Origin of the sequence: Clostridium ragsdalei P11 (assembly GCF_001675165.1) — a bacterium.
Classification (GTDB): Bacteria; Bacillota; Clostridia; order Clostridiales; family Clostridiaceae; genus Clostridium_B; species Clostridium_B ragsdalei.
Genome location: NZ_LROS01000014.1, coordinates 13,425 through 35,812 on the forward strand (window position 1 = coordinate 13,425; position 22,388 = coordinate 35,812).

19 protein-coding genes are annotated in these 22,388 nt (G+C 30.5%); 8 read left to right on the forward strand and 11 right to left on the reverse strand.

What is annotated here, in order from left to right; all coding sequences use genetic code 11:
- Positions 1-458 precede the first annotated feature (458 nt).
- The 4 genes from CLRAG_RS07760 to CLRAG_RS07775 all read right to left on the reverse strand — a co-directional run bounded on the left by CLRAG_RS07760 (position 459) and on the right by CLRAG_RS07775 (position 4,055).
- A complete protein-coding gene (locus tag CLRAG_RS07760) occupies positions 459-899 on the reverse strand; it encodes a hypothetical protein (RefSeq protein ID WP_065077894.1) in 441 nt (146 codons plus the stop codon).
- Positions 900-1,210: 311 nt separating this feature from the next.
- Positions 1,211-1,879, reverse strand: coding sequence for a hypothetical protein (locus tag CLRAG_RS07765; protein WP_065077895.1), 669 nt, complete (start codon positions 1,877-1,879; stop codon positions 1,211-1,213).
- Positions 1,880-1,988: 109 nt separating this feature from the next.
- Positions 1,989-2,717, reverse strand: coding sequence for a sensor histidine kinase (locus CLRAG_RS20855; protein WP_167351560.1), 729 nt, complete (start codon positions 2,715-2,717; stop codon positions 1,989-1,991).
- Positions 2,718-3,329: 612 nt separating this feature from the next.
- Positions 3,330-4,055 (reverse strand): LytR/AlgR family response regulator transcription factor, encoded by a 726-nt coding sequence (locus tag CLRAG_RS07775; RefSeq protein WP_065077897.1) that lies wholly within the window; start codon positions 4,053-4,055, stop codon positions 3,330-3,332.
- Between the two features lie 177 nt (positions 4,056-4,232).
- Here CLRAG_RS07775 and CLRAG_RS07780 point away from each other — a divergent pair, with 177 nt between their 5' ends.
- Positions 4,233-4,955 (forward strand): alpha/beta hydrolase, encoded by a 723-nt coding sequence (locus tag CLRAG_RS07780; RefSeq protein ID WP_065077898.1) that lies wholly within the window; start codon positions 4,233-4,235, stop codon positions 4,953-4,955.
- 350 nt (positions 4,956-5,305) lie between these two features.
- On the opposite strand, the gene eutC is transcribed toward CLRAG_RS07780, so the two are convergent.
- The 5 genes from eutC to CLRAG_RS07805 form a co-directional block, all read right to left on the reverse strand.
- On the reverse strand, positions 5,306-6,076 hold the full coding sequence (gene eutC, locus CLRAG_RS07785; protein ID WP_065077899.1) for an ethanolamine ammonia-lyase subunit EutC: 771 nt from the start codon (positions 6,074-6,076) through the stop codon (positions 5,306-5,308).
- 11 nt (positions 6,077-6,087) lie between these two features.
- Entirely contained in the window at positions 6,088-7,446 is a 1,359-nt protein-coding gene (locus CLRAG_RS07790) for an ethanolamine ammonia-lyase subunit EutB (RefSeq protein ID WP_065077900.1), read from the reverse strand.
- A 260-nt stretch (positions 7,447-7,706) separates the two neighbouring features.
- A complete protein-coding gene (locus CLRAG_RS07795) occupies positions 7,707-9,113 on the reverse strand; it encodes an ethanolamine ammonia-lyase reactivating factor EutA (RefSeq protein WP_065077901.1) in 1,407 nt (468 codons plus the stop codon).
- 247 nt (positions 9,114-9,360) lie between these two features.
- Positions 9,361-10,779 (reverse strand): histidine kinase N-terminal domain-containing protein, encoded by a 1,419-nt coding sequence (locus CLRAG_RS07800; protein WP_338030856.1) that lies wholly within the window; start codon positions 10,777-10,779, stop codon positions 9,361-9,363.
- The gene (locus CLRAG_RS07805) at positions 10,769-11,362 is read right to left on the reverse strand and encodes an ANTAR domain-containing response regulator (RefSeq protein ID WP_065077902.1); all 594 of its coding nucleotides are present in this window, start codon (positions 11,360-11,362) and stop codon (positions 10,769-10,771) included. Before CLRAG_RS07805 ends, CLRAG_RS07800 begins: the two co-directional genes overlap by 11 nt.
- Before the next feature lie 509 nt (positions 11,363-11,871).
- Here CLRAG_RS07805 and CLRAG_RS07810 point away from each other — a divergent pair.
- From CLRAG_RS07810 to CLRAG_RS21060, 3 genes are all read left to right on the forward strand, one after another.
- Positions 11,872-12,762, forward strand: a complete 891-nt coding sequence (locus tag CLRAG_RS07810; RefSeq protein WP_065077903.1) for an acetamidase/formamidase family protein — start codon at positions 11,872-11,874, stop codon at positions 12,760-12,762.
- 68 nt (positions 12,763-12,830) lie between these two features.
- Positions 12,831-14,207, forward strand: coding sequence for an APC family permease (locus tag CLRAG_RS07815; RefSeq protein ID WP_065077904.1), 1,377 nt, complete (start codon positions 12,831-12,833; stop codon positions 14,205-14,207).
- A gap of 68 nt (positions 14,208-14,275) precedes the next feature.
- A complete protein-coding gene (locus CLRAG_RS21060; RefSeq protein ID WP_275507574.1) occupies positions 14,276-14,431 on the forward strand; it encodes an alpha/beta hydrolase-fold protein in 156 nt (51 codons plus the stop codon).
- Positions 14,432-14,479: 48 nt separating this feature from the next.
- Here CLRAG_RS21060 and cbiM read toward each other — a convergent pair whose 3' ends face one another.
- Positions 14,480-15,454 carry a cobalt transporter CbiM gene (cbiM, locus tag CLRAG_RS07820; RefSeq protein WP_065077905.1) on the reverse strand — a complete coding sequence of 325 codons (975 nt, stop codon included), beginning with the start codon at positions 15,452-15,454 and terminating at the stop codon, positions 14,480-14,482.
- 301 nt (positions 15,455-15,755) lie between these two features.
- On the opposite strand from cbiM, the gene CLRAG_RS07825 reads away from it, so the two are divergent.
- The 4 genes from CLRAG_RS07825 (at position 15,756) to CLRAG_RS07840 (ending at position 21,282) form a co-directional block, all read left to right on the forward strand.
- Positions 15,756-18,128 carry a DUF362 domain-containing protein gene (locus CLRAG_RS07825; RefSeq protein ID WP_083985604.1) on the forward strand — a complete coding sequence of 791 codons (2,373 nt, stop codon included), beginning with the start codon at positions 15,756-15,758 and terminating at the stop codon, positions 18,126-18,128.
- Between the two features lie 29 nt (positions 18,129-18,157).
- On the forward strand, positions 18,158-18,955 hold the full coding sequence (locus CLRAG_RS07830; protein WP_065077906.1) for an acetoacetate decarboxylase family protein: 798 nt from the start codon (positions 18,158-18,160) through the stop codon (positions 18,953-18,955).
- 246 nt (positions 18,956-19,201) lie between these two features.
- Complete coding sequence (locus CLRAG_RS07835) at positions 19,202-20,539, forward strand: putative DNA modification/repair radical SAM protein (protein ID WP_065077907.1); 1,338 nt, start codon at positions 19,202-19,204, stop codon at positions 20,537-20,539.
- Positions 20,540-20,550: 11 nt separating this feature from the next.
- On the forward strand, positions 20,551-21,282 hold the full coding sequence (locus tag CLRAG_RS07840) for a TIGR03915 family putative DNA repair protein (RefSeq protein WP_065077908.1): 732 nt from the start codon (positions 20,551-20,553) through the stop codon (positions 21,280-21,282).
- 3 nt (positions 21,283-21,285) lie between these two features.
- On the opposite strand, the gene CLRAG_RS07845 is transcribed toward CLRAG_RS07840, so the two are convergent.
- The gene (locus CLRAG_RS07845) at positions 21,286-22,203 is read right to left on the reverse strand and encodes a LysR family transcriptional regulator (RefSeq protein ID WP_065077909.1); all 918 of its coding nucleotides are present in this window, start codon (positions 22,201-22,203) and stop codon (positions 21,286-21,288) included.
- Between the last annotated feature and the right edge of the window lie 185 nt (positions 22,204-22,388).

Sequence of the window (22,388 nt, forward strand, 5' to 3'; positions counted from 1 at the left end):
ATCGTATTTACCATCCCAAATATATCACTAATTTGATTATTATATATATTTCTACAAAAAAACTAGATTTCCTCTAAATTATGGTTATAATTCATAAAATAACAAACCTAATTTACATATACCTATAAGCATCAAAATCAAACCTCTAAGGAAGCAAAAACTGTTGCCTCTTCTTTACAAAATGTTGCATATAAAATGTATATTATTGATATCGGTAAAAGTAATCACAAATATTTTCAAAACTAAACAAAAGCACCACAAAATTCAGCTTGAATAATGTGGTGTTCAATTAAAATATTCATTTTTTTAATGGATTCATTAAGAAAAGTAATTTAGTAAATCATCAGTATCACTTATATTACTAGCTTTATTTACTTGAAAATTATACTTAATTTTACTTTCAAGTTCTAATTGTTCATAATATTTTCTATTTGACACTGCTCTTCATCATCATGTTCTTATTTTTTCTTTCGTTTTAATTCTCTAGCCTTTTCAATTTCAGCTAGTTTCTTAGGTAATGGTACAGAGCCGCAGGTTTCAACCCATGATCCATCTTCATTAAAAGTTATAGTAGCTGGAGTTTGAATATCACCTTGAGCTGTCAGAAAACTATTAAGAGCATGCTGCTGTGCAAAAAAATCTTTTATAACATTGTCAACATACTTCTTTTTTTCTACATTAGCAATCATTTTCTCCCATAATTTAGGTGGTATTATTCTAGTTATCATTGTTCCAAATTCATCGCAAACAACACTTGTAGAATTATGTTTATCGTCTAAACTACTAGTTAAACTTTGTTTATTTATTATTTCACTAAAATCATACTTAGTATTTACCTGCTGCTTTAATTTTCTTTCTAAGTTAAAACTATTGTTTAACAGATCACTTACTTTTTCCATGGTAAATTCTACCTTACATAAAATACACATATCATTTACTGTATCTTTTCAGAAATAATATTCGTAATATTAACTCCATAGTTATTACATATATAATAACTATGGAGTTAATTACAGTTTTGACTAAGTACATAAAAATTATAGCATATTTGTAGTACTATTACATAAGTGTTTTAAATATATATTATTTTTAAATATCACGCTATTAACTTTTTATAGCTAATCTCTATAGTGCAAGTCAACCATTTACCTCCTGCTACATAAAACAGGGAATATTAGACTTCTCCAATACGGTCATTTGCCACAAAAATCTACTTCACATTTTTATGCTTTTTTACATTAACTTTACCTTTAACTTGAACAGTATTGTTATCATTATTTTGCTCTTTTGAATCAATTTTATTATGTACTTCAACCGTTCTATCATCTGCATTAGGCTTATTCTCTGTAGATTTTACCGGATTATCTTTTTTCTTGATTTTATCCAATTGCTTTTTATATTCTCCAATTCCTTTTTGAATTAACTTTGCACTTTGTGATGTTTTTTTTATCTCAGACGAAGTATAATTTAATGCTATTTCAGCTTGTCCCATATTTCCTTTTGCTTTAGCCTTTTTATATTCAGAATATGCAACTCTTCCATTTCTTTCATGAAACGAAGCTGACATAAGACCCATCATAACTTCTTTATTTATACCCTGAGATTTGTCATAAGCTTCTTCTTCCGTTTCTTGTTTAGTATCTTCTTTAGTTTCTGATTTTTTATCCAACTTATTAGACTTTTCTTCTAACAAACGTTTTTGAATTTCCTTAATTGACTCATCTTTTGTTTCTTCAGAAACATCACTTTCCTCAATTTTTTTCATTTGCTGCTGCAGCTGTAATTTTTCTTTATCTAGAGAACTTGACTTGCCAATGCTAGTACTTGCTTTATGTTTCATATTATTAATCATTGTATTTGATATAATATTTATTTTCATGTATATACCTCCATTTTGTCAAATAAAATTATATATAAATTTTCGGAAAGTATTTACTTAAAATAATATATATTGTTGTGAACATACTTTTATTTGTAGTGAATATATATCAAATTTGAAACATAATATTTAATATAAACATATTTTCTCTGCTTTCAATATATGTAGTTCCAAGATACTTGTCCGCAATACTTTGTATACTCATCATACCTATTCCATGGTTTACGTAATCACCTTTATCAGTAGAAATATGCTTCTCTTTTATATAGCCTTTCATACTATTTTTTATTTCAAACACTATAAATGATTTATTAATAGTACTCGTTATATATATATACTTTTTTATGCTATTATCTGTGATTTTTTCACAAGCTTCTATTGCATTATCCAGCGCATTACCAAGTACTATGCATAAATCAAAAGGATCGATTTTTATTTTATTAGGTATCTTGGCATCACACTTAAAATCTATACCTTTATCTATACTTATATTATATTTCTCACTTATAACGGCATCTGCAAATGAATTTCCTGTGCTTACCCTTAAACTAATTTTTTCTAATGACCTGGTTATTTTTTTCAAATAGTTCTCTGTACTTTTTATGTCACCCTGGAGTAATAAATTTTTGATACAAATCAAATGATTATTTATATCATGTCTAAATGTTCTTGTATTTTTAATTTGTACTTGTAAATCTTTGTAATGCTGAGTTTGTATACTAAATTGCTGTTTTAAGAGTAATTCCCTTTCTCTTATAATAGTTTCTTGTGCAATTTTAGCTAAAGTTATTACTGTAAACACGGCACAAATTAATCCAGTGAACGCAAACCCCAACATTTTGATATTACCTAGTAAATAATTTCTCATATTATTTTTATAATAGAGTTTAAAATATTCACATATTAATGATACTATGAATACATTAGGGACAACAAAAAATATGGTATACTTAAAATTCTTAAATTTATAATCAAAATAATGATTTTTCACTATAAAATTGAGTATTAAGAGATACAACAATTGTAAAATAATTAAAAATATATAATTAATTATTGCTCTCACTTGTTCTGCTTTATAAAATGAGTTTGCTATAATAATGTAATAATCTGTCATATAAGTCACAGGAATTGTGACATACTGAATAAGTTCATTAAAACAAACATATGCTATAGTTATTATGATTTTTTTTAAGTATGTACCTTTACAAAATATTAAAGAAAACATAAAAATCCATATGGCTGTTGGTATCCATTGATATACACTTTCAATGTTAAACTTACTTACAATTAGAAAAGGTATATTACATGTTATTAACATTAATATAATTACATACTGAGATTTTACTTTAAATCTTAAAAATTTTTCGAGTAATATATATGGAATAAAGAAATTCAGTATACATGAATCAAAAAACAATAGATTTTTTATTACACTAAAAACAAGCATATTCTATACTCTGCCTTTCTTTATGTATCTTAAAAAGGCTCTAGAAAATTCATCATATTTACCTTTTGCTAATATTATTTTTGTATTATTATCAAGCACTATTTCAGTCTTATTAAATTTCATTACATATTTAAAGTTTACTATGTAACTCCTATGACACCTAAAGAAACTTTCTTTAGGGACCTGCTTTTCCACATTTGCTATCTTATCATAATACTGTATAATTTGTTTTTCAGTATGTATACTTATAATTCTATTTTGTACCTCAAAAAAACTTATATCATCTAAAAGTACCTTTATTGTAGTATTTTTTCCCTTATTAATTATAATGCACTTTTCATTATTTTTTTCATCATCAAACATCTTTAAAATTCTATCTACAACTTCTAATATTTTTTTCTCATCTACAGGCTTTATAAGATAATGAAATGCACATACATCAAAGGCTTCAAAAACATATTCTCTAAAAGCCGTTATAAAAATAATCTTGGTAGTATTATTGTTTTTTCTTATTTTTTTAGCTATATCTATTCCAGAAAGCTTGTCCATCTTTATATCTAAGAACACAATATCAAAATAGTATACAGAAGAAATCAAGTTTTCTCCGCTGCTATACTCTTCTATTTCATAACAAATATTATCATAATTATTTTCTAAAACATTTCTAATTTTCTTTACAATATCTATCCTTTGAAATACTTCGTCATCACAAACTGCAATTTTAATCATAAGTACCTTCCTTTCTATAAACACCTTTTATTATATAATATGTGAGAATTAATTATAAAAAGTTTTGTAACTCTACATAACATACAAATTATGTAATAAAGTAAAAAACAATTTGTACTTCTCCATAATTTGCTGTAAATTAATAATTATAAATTTAAATATTCTAGGAGTGAGGATATGAAAGGAACTATACAGAATTTAAATATCAATGATCATCATTGTTCACTATACCTTCCACCTAACTACAACATACTTGATATTAATTATCCTGTTGTATATATGAATGGAGATAACAATATTGAAGAAATAATAGATTCTATAGAATCTCATTTTTATGTAGACTGCAGTGCTTTTATACTTGTAAGTATTGAATCAAAAAATTGGAATAATGATTTTTCTCCATGGCCTGCACCAGCTTTAACAAAAAACAGAGAAGACTTTAGCGGAGATGCATATAAATATCTAAAGAGCCTTACTAAGGTTATTAAGCCCTTCATAGACACACATTATAAGACAAAAACTCAACCTGAAAACACTGTACTAATTGGCTATTCCTTAGGTGGACTTGCAACTTTATACAGCCTTTACCTGTTTGGAACATTCGGAAAAGTAGGAAGCTTATCTGGTTCATTATGGTATGATGGGTGGATTGAATTCATGAGTTCTAATTCTCCTATAAATACTGCTGCAAAAGTATACCTCTCTCTTGGCAAGAGTGAAGAACGCAGCCGAAATCATCGTATGGCCAAAGTTGGAGATTGTACTCAAAAGACCTTTTTTATATTGTCAAAACAGCTTGTGTCTACAGAAAACATAACACTGGAATGGAATAATGGCGGCCATTTTACTGAAATTCCTAAAAGATTTAGTAAAGCACTGTTATGGCTTATGCATATATAGGAGTGTATATCAAAAAAATGTTTGAACAAATTTTTATATAGCAGCATAAACAGATTTCTAAGCATTAGATGAAGTTTTGACTCTACCTAATGCTTATTAACAGGATTCTTAGTGCTTTAGCACTTAGAAGGCGTTATCCAGGGACATAACTGTTCGCAATACACTTGGAGAAAAACAGATATCCCAAATCTTTGATTTGGTGATAGTCGCTTTCACAAAGTACATGGAAGTATTAGAGCAGGTAGTCATCAGATAAATTTATAAAGAAGTAAAGTGTAAGTAAAATATTTTTAGGTGAAAATAGAAGTGTCTGCAGCATTAGCATAAAAAATTGTTGAGATAAAACTTGTCTACATTTTTAAATCTACCCCACTCTTTTTTTCTCTCAGCATAATCCCTATCAAATCTACTATTTCTGCTCCAGCCTCCACTGGCGGCGTACCATTTTTGTGTATGTTAGAAACTACTGTTCTCTGAGATTCTGGCTTTAAAGAATTGGATTCATAGGCCATGTATGAACTCATACTTTCTCCAGTTGCAAGCCCTGGCCTTTCCCCTATCAAAAGTACAGTAACCTTAGCATTTAAAGCTTCACTTATTTTATCCATAGCTGCAACTCTGCCGTATTTCACAAATATGGGAGTCCCAATAGTATATCCTTTTGCTTTTAATCCATCTAGAATTATAGAATATATATCCTCCAGATTAGCATTTATTGCATTCGAACTAAGACCATCTGCTGCTATTATCTGTACATCTATATGATTTTTACAATTATTTTTTATACTTTCCAAAGTTTCTACTGAAAATATTCTTCCTAAATCCGGCCTCTTTATATACTGTTCCTTATCCTCTATTAGGGTTTGAACTTTAAAAAATCCCAACCTATCTACAATAGCTTCATCTACATAAGACCAAACCGCATCCATAGCAACTGCATGATCTGCTCTAAACTTTAAAAGAGTTTCTGTTTTAAATCTATCTCCAACCCTTCCTACACAAATTCTTGCATTGGTAGTTTTCTTAAGTCTTGTACATATTTCAATATCCTTTGGATTGTCTATGGTAACTCTTTCTGAATAATTTACAGCGGATATATCATTTATAAATTTTTTCTCCATAATACTCTCTCCTAAATCATAAATATAGATGGATCACCAGCTATTTCTGTGAGCCTTCCATTTTTCATTATTCCTAGAGCTTCCATTCTTTCTTCAAATTCTTTTATAGGATTTTTACGCATAATGTCCCTGATAGAAGCTACATCATGATAGCTGGTAGTTTGATACATAAGCATTACGTCATCTCCTCCAGGTATACCCATAAAATAAGTACAGTCAGCTGCTGCAAGGAGTAATGCTAAATTTTCCAAATCATTTTGATCTGCTTTCATATGGTTTGTATAACATACATCAACACCCATAGGAAGTCCTGTTAACTTACCCATAAAATGATCTTCTAAGCCTGCTCTTATAATTTGTTTTCCATCATATAGATATTCTGGTCCTATGAATCCCACCACAGAGTTTACAAGGAATGGATTATATTTTTTTGCAAGACCATAACATCTTGCTTCCATTGTAAGCTGATCTGCTCCATTATGGCCTTCTGAAGAAAGCTCAGAACCCTGGCCTGTTTCAAAATACATAAAATTAGGACCTTTGGAGCTCTTTTTTTCCTTCATAAGTTCATAAGCTTCATCCATAAGCTTCACACTTATTCCAAAGCCTTTATTGGATTTTTGTGAACCAGCTATACTCTGGAACATCAGATCCATAGGAACTCCTTTCTTTAAAGCCTCCATTTGCGTTGTTATATGAGCAAGTACACAATTTTGTGTAGGTATATCCCATTTTATCATGAACTGCTTAAAATTTTTCAAAATCTCTGATATATTATCTATGGTATCTACTACAGGGTTTAAACCTATTACAGCATCACCTATACCATAGCTTATCCCTTCCATTACAGAAGCCATAATTCCATCTATACTATCTGCTGCATGATTAGGCTGAAGTCTTGAAGAGACTGTTCCCTTTTCACCAATAGTAGTATTGCAAGTAGCAATATTTCTTATTTTTTTAGAAGCATATACTAAGTCCATATTACTCATAAGCTTAGTTACACCTGCTATCATCTCAGAAGTTAATCCATCTCTTATTTCTTTTATATCGGCTTCTTCTGATTTTAATATAAATTCTCTAAATTCGCCAACTGTCATAGCTTTGATTTTATTATAGGCTTCTTTATCAATCATATCTTGTATTACTCTTGTTACTTCATCCTCCTCATAAGGAACTACAGGATTATTCCTTAATTCCTCAAGAGTTATTTCAGACAAAACAACCTTTGCTGCAACTCTCTCCGCTGTACTTTTTGCTATGATTCCAGCTAAAGCATCTCCCGATTTTTCTTCATTAGCTTTTGCCAATACTTCCTTCATATTTTTAAATTCATAAGTTTGCCCAAAAAGTTTAGTTTTTAAAATCATTTAAATCACCTGCTATTTTTATTTTACATGAAATATGAAATTTCAATTTAACTGAAAAGAGGCCTAAACATTTAAATATTTTAAAATGTTTAAGCTCCATTGCTTCCTTAATATAACATATTAAATTTTAAAATATGTAGAAATAATTAATCTAAATACTCCATTGTATTTATTATTATACATATCCTGCTTTTCTGAAGCACATTGACTCATTCTTAATTTTGATGTTGATTTGAGTGCTTAACTTTATTGACCTTGGTTTAAAAAATTAAAGTTTTTATAACTACTGGAACTATGCTTGATATAGATTTTCCTATGTCCACGTAATCACCATTATCAACTTTTATTCCATCTATAGAAATTACATTTTTAGAATCCTTTAATATATTTTCAATAGTTTGTCCTAACGCTTTCGCAAAATCATTCTCTACAATTACGATAACAGGATTATTGCTATTCCTTAAACTTTTAACTATTGCTTCTGCTGTATTTTTTATTTGAGTATATGTAGGTGATCTAGGACCTGCAAAAGCAATTGCTGTAATTGTATTTTCGTATAATTTATTTTTTTTACAAATATCCTTGGAAATACTATCTATATCATCAAAATCAATGCTGCTATCTAATTTTATGATAGGAATATTTTTAATAGGTAATATGTCATTATCAAATATTACAGTGCTTCCACTTATACTTATCGAATGACTTCCAGCCCCTATTACTGTTGCTCTTATTTTTTCTTTAGGCTGTAAGACTTTAATACTGCTTACTTTAAAAGCAGCCTTTATAGAATCTGCTAAAATACAGCCAATATCATAAAATTGAAAAACATCTGAAAAATTCCTTATTTCTTCATTTGAATATATGTATTCAGCTACTCCGCCAGAAAAAGTTACACATTTTACATCTAATCTTTTATGTTTATGACCTATAAAGAGTTCTTCACTTTCCTGATCCATTAATTTATTTTCACTAATTTGAACAAATATTTCTGCCAAAGCATCTGTAAACATCTTTAAATCCGAAAATTTAGGCATCCTTCCAACACATAAATTCAAATTCAAGCCATTAATAAATTTTTTAACTTTATCTGAAATGTAAGTTATGCTGCCTTTTTCATCAAATTCTATAAGCTTGCCTCCTATATCTAGTGCAAATAAGTCTAATATTTCACCTTCAGAGAACACTGCCGCATTAGTAGTGCCTCCTCCTATATCAAAATTAATTATTGATCCTCTTAATTTTTTAGAAATTTCAACTGTACCAGCACCAAAGCCTGCAAACATAGATTCTAAATCTGGACCAGCAGCTGCTACTACAAAATCTCCTGCAAAATCTGAAAGGGCAGTTAATACCTTCTCTGCATTTTCTTTTCTGGCAGTTTCTCCAGTTATTATTATTGCTCCCATAGATATGTCCTTCTTATTCATATCTGCTGTTATATACTCTTGCTTTACTATTTCTTTTAATTCCTGTAAATTTATTCTTTCTCTATCTGCAAGTGGTGTAAAATATATTTTGCTTTTATAAATTATTTCCTTTTCTGCAATTTTAACTTTAGGTATCATAAAAGTCGACGCTGTATTTTCTATTGTTATTTTGCTAAATATAACCTGGGTAGTAGTGGTTCCAATATCTATTCCTACACTTAAAATTTGATTCTTCATTATACACCTTCTTGCACTAATTAATAAAAAAAGCCTAAACATATTTTTTCAATGTTTAGGCTTCCCTGCCTTTAAAAACTAATATTTAACTTTATGAAGTAATGGTACTAAAATAAATGCTCCTTTGCATTTATCTTTAAATTGATATCAGTCTATCATATTAATTTACCAATGTAAAGGCATATTTTTTATCAACTTGATATTTTGAAACTTTCTATATGCTAAATAGTTTAATTTTCAATTGTGACTAATTCTTGAAATAAAATAGTACCTTTGTTCCATTTTCATTTGATTCTATGCTTATATCTCCACTTAACTTGTCTTTTACCATGCTTTTAACAATATGTAATCCCAATCTTTCACTTTGAACTAAATTAACATCAAAACCTCTGCCGTTATCCATAAAATATATATTAGAATAAATAGTTCCCTTTTTAATTGTTATTTCGATATTTCCTGTACTGCGTTCCTTAAAAGCATGCTTCAAAGAATTTTCAATAAGTTCATTCAATACAATGGCTATAGAGGTAGCCTTATCGGAATTTAAAGGAAAACTATCTCCTGTAAGCTTTATATTAATATTTTTATTACATTGAACAGCATTGTCTCTTACTTTAGATAAGATGGTCTTTATATCTACATCATCAATTCCATTTTGTGACAGTGCCTCATGAGTAGCTGATATACTTAATATTCTATTTATGCTTTCTTCAAATGCTATTTTTGCTTCTTCATCTTTTATTCTCCTAGACTGAAGCCTTAAAATACTTGCTATAGTTTGAAGGTTATTTTTGACCCTATGATGTATTTCTCTAATAGCTACAGCCTTCAAAATAATCTCTTTCTCTTTTTGCTTTATATCCGTTATATCTTTAATTAGCATAATAACGCCATAACTATTATGTGAATTTTTAGTAACTGCATACTTTATGTGCAGTGAAAAACAACTTATATTACTTTCAGATTCTATAGGCTTTTTATCTTTTATAATTTCATCAAATTTAGTTTCATTTAAAACTAAATTATGAAATTTTATTCCTACTATTTTATCTTTATAACCAAGTTTCTTGTATAATTCCTCTGCATAATAATTTGCATAGGTTGCAATACCTTGTTCATCAAATACCACAATAGCATCATTAATTAAGTTATATGGCACAGTATTTTCATCTTTTAAACTTATAAGAGTTTCAGTTAACTGCTCTGTAGTTTCCGATAGAATTTCCATATTCCTATTTTTACTCACATCTTCAGTTATATCCTTTTCCATTATAAGAACTCCTATTATTTTTCCACTATTATTCTTTATAGGAACTGTACTTTGTTTTACCACAATATTCTCTTGAGTTACACCTTTCAAATCCGTAGTTCCCATACCTGTTTCAAGGGTTCTCAATACTGCAGGTTCATTTTCTCTTAAAGCCAATTGCCCAACTACTGGATTTTTGTATAAAGATGAATAGTTGGAAGGCTTTGCTTCTGCAACTACAATGGCTGTATCTGAGTTTCTAATTAAACAATCAATAAATATATCTGATTTAGTTAAATCTGATATATTGTTAAGATGCTTTTCCATGTCTTTTAAGCTATCTATATCTTCTTTAGACAAATCCGTATTCTTCTTACACAATTCATTCAGCATATCAACATCTCCATTACTTTTCATTCTTGTTACATCTACTATAATAATTAAGTAAATTTTTTGAAGTACTTAATATAGAACTCTGCTTATCCATACTTAATTTTCTGATTTTCTTATAAGCATCTTCTTCTGTTATACTGTATTTTTCCATCAATATTTCTTTAGCTCTGTGTATTATTTTTGTATTTTCTACTTCTTGTTTAACTTCATGAACCTTTTGCTTAATTTTCTCTATTTCTTTACCTTTTGCAATTGCAATTTCTATTTGAGGAATTAGTGTTCTTTCATCTATAGGTTTTATAATATAACCTATGGCACCAATTTTCTTTACCTTATCAATAAATTCTTTTCCGCTGTATGCCGTAAGCATTACTACAGCTTCTGATAAGTTTTCATTTATTATTAATTGGGCTGCTCGTATACCATCTAGTTTTGGCATATTTATATCCATAAGAACCAAATCTGCTTTATTCCTTCTACATAAATCAACTGCTTCAAGACCATCTGCAGCTTCTCCCACTACATCATATCCTGAAGAGATTAACATTTCACTAATATCCATTCTAGTAATAGTTTCATCTTCTGCTACAATTATTCTACTTTTCATTCTTTGTATCCTCCTAATTAAATAGCGCTGCCACAAATTAACAATTTAATAATTAATGCATATCTTAAATGTAATTTTATCATAAATAATCAGAATTTTGTTTAAATCAAATACTTTTTCTAATAATCATCAGATATATTAATAAAATTATTCTAATATTCTAAAAATTTAAATTAAAACTTTTAGATTTTTAATTTTTCTTATGATATATAATAGTTTGTAATACTATTTATTACAAAAAAGCATTATAAAATATCAATTTAATAAAAATATCCCATTTACATCGATAAATTAATATGATAGAATAATATCAATTTAATAGTAAATGCAAAGGCGCATTTGCTTTATTATCATTACTATATAAAGTTGAATATTAGTTTTTGAAAGCACAGGAGCTTAAACATTCAAGAAATATGTTTAAGCTCCTTTTTATTTATTAGCTATAAATTTAAAATTCAACTTATTTTATCTTAAATTTTTTAAATTTTTATTATGAAAGGATGTATAAAATGAAAATTATTGACAAACCAATTTATGAATTTTCAAAGAAAAACTTACCACTTGCAAATGCAGACCCTGGAGAATTATTATTATTCAAAAGTATGGATTGCTTCTCAAATCAAATTAAAGCAGAAAAAGATCTAGTACTTTATATGGATTATTCCATTGCAAATCCAGCTGCTGGGCCTGTATATATTAATGGTGCTGAAGTAGGTGACGTATTAGTTGTAGACATTTTAGATATTAAAGTGGCAAATCAAGGTGTAATTTGCACCTCCCGCGGCTGCGGACCTTTATGTGATGATATGGAAGACCGTACAAAGGTTGTGAAAATTGATAACAATGTTGCTGAATTTAACAATGTTAAATTTCACATTGATCCAATGATTGGTGTAATTGGAACTGCTCCTTCAGGTGAAGCTGTAGGCAATGGATTTCCTGGAAACCACGGTGGCAATATGGACAGTAAATTAATTAAGAAAGGATCTAGAGTATACTTTCCTGTAAGAACACCTGGGGCATTACTTCAAATGGGCGATATACATGCAGTAATGGGTGATGCTGAACTCTGCGGAACAGGCATAGAAGTGGAAGGCGAAATTCTTGTAAAAACTTCCATCATTAAAAATTTTGAATTAAACTGGCCTGTAACGGAAACACAGAATCATTGGTATGTAAATGCAAGTGATCATGATTATGAAAAGGCTGTAAAATATGCATCAAAGGAAATGCAGCGTCTTATGGTAAATGCATATGGTTGGGACAAGACCGATGTATATTTATATCTTTCTGTACAGGGAAATGTGGAAATTAATCAAGCTTGCAAACCATGTCATGTAGAACTAATTTTAAGAATATCAATTCCAAAGCTCCCTGACATGAATCCATTGATTAGATAAAAATAATTATGAATGCAAAAGAAAAATCTCATAGATACAATTTTATTGATTAAAAGGAGGAATTTTTCATGAGTGATCAACAAAAGAGTACTGATACTGGTGTTGAACAATTCGGATACAAACAGGAATTGCACCGTACACTTAGACTAAAAGATCTTGTTATTTATGGTATGTTATTTATGGTTATTATAGCTCCAATGTCCATTTTTGGAGAAATTCAAGTTGCTAGTGGTGGTATGACACCTCTTGTATATTTAATAGGAATTATTGCTATCGCTTTTACCGCATTTTGCTATATGCAGATGAGTTCACGTTTTCCAGTTGCAGGATCAGTATATGCCTATGTCCAAAGAGGAATTAATCCCCATGTGGGTTTTGTTGCTGGATGGCTGATTCTATTAGACTATATTTTTATACCATCTCTACTCTATTCCCTAGTAGCAGCTTGGTGTGTTGAATTAGTTCCTTCAATTCCTTTTTTCGCATGGATTGCTATTTTTGTAGTAATTAATACTACTATCAATGTTAGAGGAATTGAATCTACTGCAAAAGCTGACTGGATAATGTTTATTATAGAAATTGGTACCTTATTATTTTTTATAATACTTGGACTGAAGTTTGTTTTCAATGGTGGTGGAACAGGAGGACTTTCTATTAATCCATTCTATCAACCTGGTAAGATTAATCCTGGATTTATTGCATCTGCTACTTCTATTGCCTGTTTATCTTTCCTAGGTTTTGATGGAATCAGCACTCTGGCAGAGGAAACTATAAATCCCAAAAAAACAGTTGGAAAAGGAATTCTAATATCATTGATCGCAATAGGTGTAGTATTTATTCTACAAACTTATGTGGCTGCTTTAATTTTGCCAAATTGGCAAGCTACTGACAAAAGTACAGGCTTTTTTGATGCAGCTGCACTTGCTGGAGGTCAAGCCTTTAAGATTGCACTTCTTGTAGTAAATATTTTAGCAGTAGGTATTGCAAATACAATGGCTGCACAGACTGCAACTGCTCGTATGCTTTTTAGTATGTCACGAGATGGTCTTATTCCTAAGATATTCTCTAAAATACATCCAAAATTTAAGACTCCATATGTAGGTGCTATCATTATTGGTATTTTTTCTTTTATAGTTCCAATAATCTTATCAGTATCTCAATTAGTAAGATTGGTTAACTTCGGAGCATTGTCCTCTTTTGTTATGTTAAACTTTGCTGTATTCCTGTTCTTCTTCATAAAAGAGAAAAATAGAGGTTTCGGTGCTTTTATTAAATATTTAGTTTGCCCTTGGTGCGGTATCGCAATCCTGATATTTGTATTTACAGGCTTTGAGAAGCTTACTTATATCATTGGTATTACATGGTTAATCATCGGATTAATCATCGGATATGTAAAATCAAATGGTTATAAAAATGTTCCTGAAGCTTTCAAAAATCTTTACTAATTTATACATCAATAAAGTCAGTATCATCTGTTCAACGGGTGGTACTGAATTTTTTTAATTAGCCCTTCATAGACGCACATTATAGGACAAAAACTCAACCTGAAAACACTGTACTAATTGGCTATTCCTTAGGTGGGCTTGCAACTTTATATAGCCTTTACCTATTTGGAACCTTTGGAAAAGTAGGAAGCTTATCTGGTTCATTATGGTATGGTGGGCATTAATTCCACCACGTAGCCAGTTTTTACACCTATGTCGGCTGTACCCGTATTTTAGCTGTTTTTTGATGACTTTTTGTTTAAGCTTATGAGTTTAAACAAAATTATCAATAGTGCGACTCCTGCTATTGCAGATAAAATATATCCTATATTTTCAGGAATCCCGTTAACTGAATAGCCTGGCATTATCACATTAAAATTAAATCCTTCTTTCATTGCTTTTGGAACAAAACCTACAACATTCTTTATTTCATCTACTCCCCATTCACCCCATGCAGTTCCTTTAGCTAAAAGTCCAAGAGGTGTAAATACAATAAGTGCAATTATTAAGCCATAAATAGGTTTTGTTTTTCTAGCAGAACTTTCATAAATAACATCCGGTGAAACCTTTTTAACATAAGCATAAACTCCTGCAGTAATTATTCCTTCCAATACTCCTGCTACTAGAATATGAGGAATTATCATTGCTGGAATAGATATTGATAAAGGATAGGGACTATACAATGGCATACCCGCAGCATCTTTGAACAGTAAAGGTTGAACACCAAATTCAATTGCTGTACAAAAAGCTGCAATATTGATTCCAATATAAGAACTTATAAAGGCAAATATGTAACCTTTTTTTTCACTTTTTAATCTTTTATTAAGAAATACATATATATAGTATCCGGTAAAAGGCAAAACAAATGCTATGTTGAAACAATTTGCACCGAAGGATAAAATACCTCCGTCACCAAATAATAGTGCTTGTATTAAAAGAGCAGTTGAAACTGAAATACATGCAGCTTCCGGTCCTAAAAGAATTGCTACTAACGTACCTCCCACGGCATGGCCAGTTGTACCTCCTGGTAATGGTATATTAAACATCATAATTAGGAAGGAAAATGCTGCTGCTATCCCCATTAAAGGTATCTTCCTCTTACTTACTTCTTTTTTTACTTTTTTTACCGCTCTTCCCCATATGGGCAGCATAACAGTCCCCATGATAACACATGTTGATGGACTCAAATAGTTGTCTGGAATATGCATAAATAATACCTCCCTTTATTTACAGACGTAATATACCCAAGATAAAACATTTTTATACCTTTCACCTGACTACAATACACTTGATTCTAAATATCCTGTTGTATATATGAATGGGGTAATTTCCCTATCCCCTATAGTTACATAGCCGCTTCTTTCAATCACATATACCATAGAGTTGAATATAATATAATTGTATAGCAAAAATTGGGAAAGGCTAATACTTTTCTAATATGGTGACACTCATATTATTCAGAATGTATAATAGTTAGTTCTCAAATCAATATATTTAAAGGAGGGCAGTATGCCTACTTTTTATTCTAAAATGCCAATTACAAATTGGAACTATGTTGATTCTACGGGAGCACCAATCTCTGGTGTTAGAATGGATGCTTCTAAAGCCTATGCAAAAATACCTGAATTACTTCAAAAATTTATTAACAACAATGATATATCTGCATGGATAAAAATAACAGATAAAATTGATTATATATATTCCAATCTCAATTATGCTTTAGCACCGCTGGATGAAGAAACTGACTTTAAAAGTAAGATAAAATATCAGATAAGTTTAGGAAAAAAATTATTATTCAAGCCAAACTTAGTAGCCCCTTTTGTCATAGATGCAGAAACACATGGTGAAGGACCAGGCGCTGCTATTTGCACTGAATGGCCTTTAATGGCAGCTTTGATGAGGTGGTTTCACGACAAACTTAACATAAGCTATTTTCAAATGGCAATTGGTGAAGCTGCATCCTTTACTTTTGCTATGTCTTATAGTTATAGTAAAATAGCAAAAAAGAATATTACAACGGAAGCAGTTATGGAAGGACGAAGCTCAGATTTCTATGGCGGCTGGGGGTTTTTCTTTGCTCGTAAATACTTAAAAGAACATCATCCTGCTTCTCATAAAGATAACCCTATGAACGGCTATGAAGACAGTATTTCTGGAAGGTTCCTCCCACCAGGCAAAGCTGGAAACAGATTAATGGTCTATGACTTAAACAAAATTCAAGATGATATAACTAAAGGAAGAACTGTGACAGTTCCTGGCGGTGTAAACTTTAAGGAAATCACTCTTCACAAAGTAATTGTAGGCGGAGATCCTCAAAATAATGATGACTTAAGGAATTATCCTGGCTGCGTACTAATAAACGTTCCTAAAACAAAAATGCATGCTCAAGACCTTATAACAAATGCAATCAAAAACATTGGCATCGGTCTATATCCTTCACAATGTGCTATAGGAAAGGATAAAAATGATACAACATGGAAATATGCATGTCCTAACACAGCAAATCCTATCTTAAAGGCAAAATTGCCCCATTCACCATGGGTTTTAAGTATAGATAGTAATACCAATTTACCTATTAGAGACAAAAATGGTAAATACATTGCTGCAAAAACAGCAGGAATGTCAGGAACTCAAGCTGATGTTATAAGAGCAGTACAGAACCAGAATGTGTTTATGCTCCATATAGTTGATGCTATAAATATAATAAATATTAGCCATAACAATTATGATGGGGCTTCTGTTAGAGTTCCAGAAGGCTATGTCTGGGCATCTTTGGATTGTGTGGCTCTAGATCTCTTCTGTGCTAGATACTGTTTCAAAACCCTTCCAATGTGCCAAGCACTGAAACTTAAGGAGAAAAACAACTGGCCTACGGAATTTGTTCATCACGTACCTGCCGCAAAAATTAATGGAAGAAATATATCTAGTATAATAGGCTTCGATTCTCCTTTATTCAGATATAACTTATATCATTATGCTGAAGAAAGGGGTATTGGACAACAAAATTATCACGTAATGGGTCGGGACCTCTTAACCAAAACACCATTAGCTTCCCTAAAGGGTCACCTTGTTAGGATAAGTATGGGAAAATTCTTTGAACTGATGACACATACACTATATTATAACCCTAGTACCATTCTTCATAATTTACAGCTCACCATATTGAGTTATGCAAAAGCATGCGATAAACTTACAGGTTCCTCTCTATATAAAGATTTCATGAAGTACTTTGATGAAAATCATGATGGAATAATAGATTTTGATGAAAAGGCACGAGGCTATGAAACAGCACAATTTCAAATATTATCTTATGCTAGTGATATTAAACTAAAAGCAGCATACGGATCACTGAAAGGATCTTTTATTGAAATCACCATGTATGCTAAAAACTCAAATAAGAATTACAACCATCTTGGTCATGATTTTACAAAGGAAAAAATTCTTATACAAGGTGCAGCAATGGCATTTGCAATGTCACAATCAAAGGCGGTAAAGAAAGATCTCTTTGTTCCTGGAATGTCATATGGAAACGGTATGTGGCCTAGCTGGCAGACAGTATTATATATGCAGACAACATCAACTATATATGGAAGTCAATCATCAAAGGATGTCACACTAAATTCTCTATATGGTACTGCCTTCCAATATGCTGATAAAGTTCTAAATGATGGCGCTTATACCAAGAGCATTGATGAAATGATAAGTGACCCTAAGTCAATCAATAAATATATTGAGTCCGTTTCTGCTGGCGCAGCACCTCTAAACTTTACACTATATGTACCAATGGGATATGGAAAACTCTCAGGAGTCAATATACCTAATGTAGTAGAAACTGAAGATCCTAAAAAAATCTATACTGCTCACTTTAATGCTGTGTGGTAAAAATTTCTACAATAATAAAGGAGGGTGTTATGTTTACATTTGAGCCAAATAAAACTTACAGTATGCCGCCATTCTTTGGTGGTGCTGAATTCAATCCTAATGCTGAAGGTCGTGTAAATGATTCTGTAGAAATTAACTTCACTCAAATTACAGATGGAAATCGATTAGCAGACTATCTGCCAAAAGGATTTATACTATTAAAGCCAGAGCTTCATATTTGTTTTGGCCAATACCGACAGATTGATTTTCTAGCTGGAGGAGCTTATAACATCATCAGAGTTACCGTTCCTGTATACTTTAACGGTATGCGTGATAAATTAGTTGGAGAATTTAATTTGGTTATTTGGGAAAATAAAACTGCTCCAATCACTGGAGGAAGAGAAGAAAGTGGTATGCCTAAAATTTATGCTGATATAGAAGATTTTCATATATTCAGGGAAAAATATTTTACTAATGCCAGTTTTGAAGGAAACACATTTTTACGTATGGAAATGATCAATCCGCAGCCTATACAGGGACAATGGCTTAAGGAAGTAAGAGCCAACCATGCCAATCTTAATGGATTAGCTTTACGTTATATTCCCAAGATTGGGGCTCCTGGAGCAGATTTGATTCAGGCAGCACTTTATCCTGCATCTGCAAAAATTAAAAGTGCTTGGATAGGTAAAGGCAGCATCCAATGGACAAAGCTTACTTCCGAACAAAATAAACATCAGGCTCATATCATAAACTCACTTGCAAGCTTGCCTATCATAGAAACAAAACCTGCTATAATGACAAAAGGTATTCTTTCTATGAAACCAATTACAGGACGTGTTCTAAAATAATTTTAACATGTTATTTTCTATAACCTTATGTTAAAAGATACATTCTAAAAAAATTGTCAAACAATATTTTTCATTATTAATTCTTAACTTGCGAAGCTTTGCTTCGCAATGTTTCTATTATATCTATATATTACAAATCCATCATATATACATTTTTCTAGCCTAACTTCAGATTGCGAACACTTGTTCTTTTGTGAAAAGTGAGTTATAATTAATTCATAGAAATGCAAAGATTGGTGATGAAGTATGGAAATAGGTGAAAAGTTAAGGATTTTATCTTCTGCAGCCAAATATGATGTATCTTGTTCATCTTCCGGCTCAAATAGACATTCAAAAAAAGGCAGTCTTGGTTCAGCCGATGTAAGTGGTATATGCCACAGCTTTACTCCAGATGGAAGATGTGTATCCCTGCTCAAGATACTTTTAACAAATTGCTGCATATATGATTGTTCTTATTGTATCAATAGAAAATCCAATGATATTGAAAGAGCTTTTTTTACCTGCGATGAAATTGTAGATCTAACCATGAATTTTTACAGGCGTAATTATATAGAAGGCTTATTTTTAAGTTCATCAATTGTGAAAAATGCCGACTTTACAATGGAACTGCTTACAACTGTTGCTTATAAACTAAGAAATGAATATAACTTCAGAGGTTACATTCATTTGAAAGCAATTCCCGGAGCCGACAAAGAACTTATAAAAAAGGCAGGCTCCCTTGTAGATAGAATGAGTGTAAATATAGAACTGCCATCAGCAAAATCACTTAAATTATTAGCACCTCAAAAAAATAAACACGATATTTTTAAACCTATGGGTGACATCAAAAATAATATTATTGTAAATAAGTATGACCGTAGAAAATATAAAAATTCACCTATATTCGTGCCTGGAGGACAAAGCACCCAGCTTATTGTCGGAGCTACAAAAGAAAATGATTTAAATATACTGAATTTAACAGAAAATTTATATAACAAATTTGATCTAAAAAGAATTTACTACTCCGCATATGTTCCTGTTAATAGCAGCCCAAATCTTCCAGATATTAAAACTCCACCTACTTTAAGAGAGCACAGACTATATCAAGGTGATTGGCTGCTGAGGGTTTATGGATTTAAAGCAAAAGAATTATTAAATGAAAAAAATCCTAACTTTGATATCAACTTTGATCCTAAAACAACCTATGCCTTAAACAATATTCATCTATTTCCTGTTGAAATAAATAAGGCTCCCTATAACATTCTTATAAGGGTTCCTGGAATTGGGATACGCGGTGCACATAAGATAATAAGTGCCCGCAGAATTGGTTTATTGGACTTTTTTGATCTAAAAAAACTGGGCATAGTCATAAAAAGAGCACAATATTTTATTACTTGCAAAGGCAGATATTATGGAGCTGTAAAATTTGATGATATGCGAATTAAAAAGGCTCTTTCTCCTAAGGTTGATTTAAATTCAATAGATAAGGGAAAACAATTAAGTTTCTTTGATAATATGGATAATTTAACTATCCCTAAATTTTCATCGAATAATAAACTGCTTTTGTTAAATGATAAGTCCACCTCAATTACCGGTGAATTATAGGAGGTTATTTCTTGAAAGAATATATATATGATGATACTTTTGAAGGTTTACTTACAGCTATTTTTTATGCCTACAGCTGCAAAGAAGCTTGTATCATAACAAAATCCAGAGACTATATACCTTCATTTCTTAATGAAACTTTAAATATTTCAACTGAGTACGATAAATTTGATAGAGTTTATAAGAGCATCATTAAAAAACTTAACAGAAAAGTTTTAACAAATATTTATTACTTATATCTTTGTGGAATTTCAGATTCCAGTTCTATTGCTTTAAAGTATCTTAAACTTTGCTATAAATATGGTACAAATATTAATTTAGCCAAAAACAATGATATTATAATTTTAGTTGATAAGTATACTAGAAAAGTTACCGCTGAAGCTCATAACTTCAATGGATTTGTAAGATTTAAAGAAATAGCACCCTTAAGTTTTTATGCTTCCATAGAACCTGATCACAATATTTTACCATTAATACTCAATCATTTTACAAAAAGATTTTCCGATCAGAATTTTATAATTCATGATTTAAAAAGAGAACTGGCAATTATATACAACAAAAAGGCCGCTATCATAACTGAATTTAAAAAGGAAGATGCTAAAATTTTAAACTCAGCAGATGGCAAATTTGAAGCTCTTTGGAAAACTTTTTATAAATCCGTCAATATAGAGGAACGCAAAAATTTAAGGCTGCGCAGCCGCTGCATGCCTAAAAGATATTGGAATCACCTTACAGAAATATAACTACTACTCCAGGGGTGAAAATACCGACCCTTGCTTTGAAACTAAAGCTTCTTTTGTAATTTTAATGAACTCATGACACACCTTTGTTATATACTCTCCTTTTCTATAAGCCACAGCAAGTATGAAGTTTATGTCATCTATTAAAAAGTAGTTTTTGTAATTGTTTGTGTTAAAAAAACTTATTACACTTTCTGGAACTAAGGTAAATCCCATACCTGAATTTGCAAGATTATATGCGGTATCAATATTTCTAACTTCAATAAGAATATTAGGTTCAAATTGTGCACGTTTAAACAATTCATCTGCAATAAATCTCATTCTATGCCCTGGCTTTATTAGGATGAATTTTTCATTTTTTAAGCAGGTGAAGTCTAACTTTTGCCTTTTTTCAATCTCTGTATTATATCCAGGAGGAGCTATTAGAAATACCCTTTCAATTGATATAGGTTCATATACTATACGACTATCTTGTGTTGGTAAATGCATAATGGCAATATCAATTTTTCCTACTATTAGTAGTTCTTCTAACTGTCTTGCAGAATGTCCTTCAATAACAATTTCTACATTCGGAAATTTTTTATAAAATTGGGGTAGAACCAAAGGTAAAATATACCTTTCTGTAGGGACTGGAATACCAATTGTAATACGCCCTTTTTTTGAATCTGATATATCATAAAGTTCCTTCATTAAACGTTTTTTTGAATTAAGAATATTTTTAGCTGTTTCAATGTATTTTTCTCCTGCAAAAGTTAAAGTAAGAGGGCTTGTAGATCTATCAAATAGTTTTACTTCTAATTGTTTTTCCAATCTCATAATATACTCACTTAAAGATGGTTGTGATATATAAAGTTTTTTTGCAGCTTTAGAGAAACTCTTTTCTTCTGCTATAGCTATTACATATTCTAATTGATGAAAATCCATAGTAACAAAACCCTCTCTTTATATGAATTTTAGTTCATTAAATTAAGTCATTATAGCATTATCCTATCAATTATATAACATTAATAGTATTATTCAAATAACATTATTGAATTTATAATAGACTAAGAGTATTAATAAAAAGTATACAGAGACTTTCGTATATTTAGTTTTTACTGAAAAATTTG

Coding starts and splice junctions, on each gene's coding strand:
- CLRAG_RS07800 (WP_338030856.1), bottom strand. CDS start 10,779: ATGAAAAGTAATGGAGATGTTGATATGCTGAATGAATTGTGTAAGAAG.
- CLRAG_RS07760 (WP_065077894.1), bottom strand. CDS start 899: ATGGAAAAAGTAAGTGATCTGTTAAACAATAGTTTTAACTTAGAAAGA.
- eutC (WP_065077899.1), bottom strand. CDS start 6,076: ATGGAGAAAAAATTTATAAATGATATATCCGCTGTAAATTATTCAGAA.
- CLRAG_RS07830 (WP_065077906.1), top strand. CDS start 18,158: ATGTTTACATTTGAGCCAAATAAAACTTACAGTATGCCGCCATTCTTT.
- CLRAG_RS07795 (WP_065077901.1), bottom strand. CDS start 9,113: ATGAAGAATCAAATTTTAAGTGTAGGAATAGATATTGGAACCACTACT.
- CLRAG_RS07845 (WP_065077909.1), bottom strand. CDS start 22,203: ATGGATTTTCATCAATTAGAATATGTAATAGCTATAGCAGAAGAAAAG.
- CLRAG_RS07810 (WP_065077903.1), top strand. CDS start 11,872: ATGAAAATTATTGACAAACCAATTTATGAATTTTCAAAGAAAAACTTA.
- cbiM (WP_065077905.1), bottom strand. CDS start 15,454: ATGCATATTCCAGACAACTATTTGAGTCCATCAACATGTGTTATCATG.
- CLRAG_RS07775 (WP_065077897.1), bottom strand. CDS start 4,055: ATGATTAAAATTGCAGTTTGTGATGACGAAGTATTTCAAAGGATAGAT.
- CLRAG_RS07835 (WP_065077907.1), top strand. CDS start 19,202: ATGGAAATAGGTGAAAAGTTAAGGATTTTATCTTCTGCAGCCAAATAT.
- CLRAG_RS07780 (WP_065077898.1), top strand. CDS start 4,233: ATGAAAGGAACTATACAGAATTTAAATATCAATGATCATCATTGTTCA.
- CLRAG_RS20855 (WP_167351560.1), bottom strand. CDS start 2,717: ATGTTGGGGTTTGCGTTCACTGGATTAATTTGTGCCGTGTTTACAGTA.
- CLRAG_RS07825 (WP_083985604.1), top strand. CDS start 15,756: ATGCCTACTTTTTATTCTAAAATGCCAATTACAAATTGGAACTATGTT.
- CLRAG_RS07790 (WP_065077900.1), bottom strand. CDS start 7,446: ATGATTTTAAAAACTAAACTTTTTGGGCAAACTTATGAATTTAAAAAT.
- CLRAG_RS07765 (WP_065077895.1), bottom strand. CDS start 1,879: ATGAAAATAAATATTATATCAAATACAATGATTAATAATATGAAACAT.
- CLRAG_RS07815 (WP_065077904.1), top strand. CDS start 12,831: ATGAGTGATCAACAAAAGAGTACTGATACTGGTGTTGAACAATTCGGA.
- CLRAG_RS07805 (WP_065077902.1), bottom strand. CDS start 11,362: ATGAAAAGTAGAATAATTGTAGCAGAAGATGAAACTATTACTAGAATG.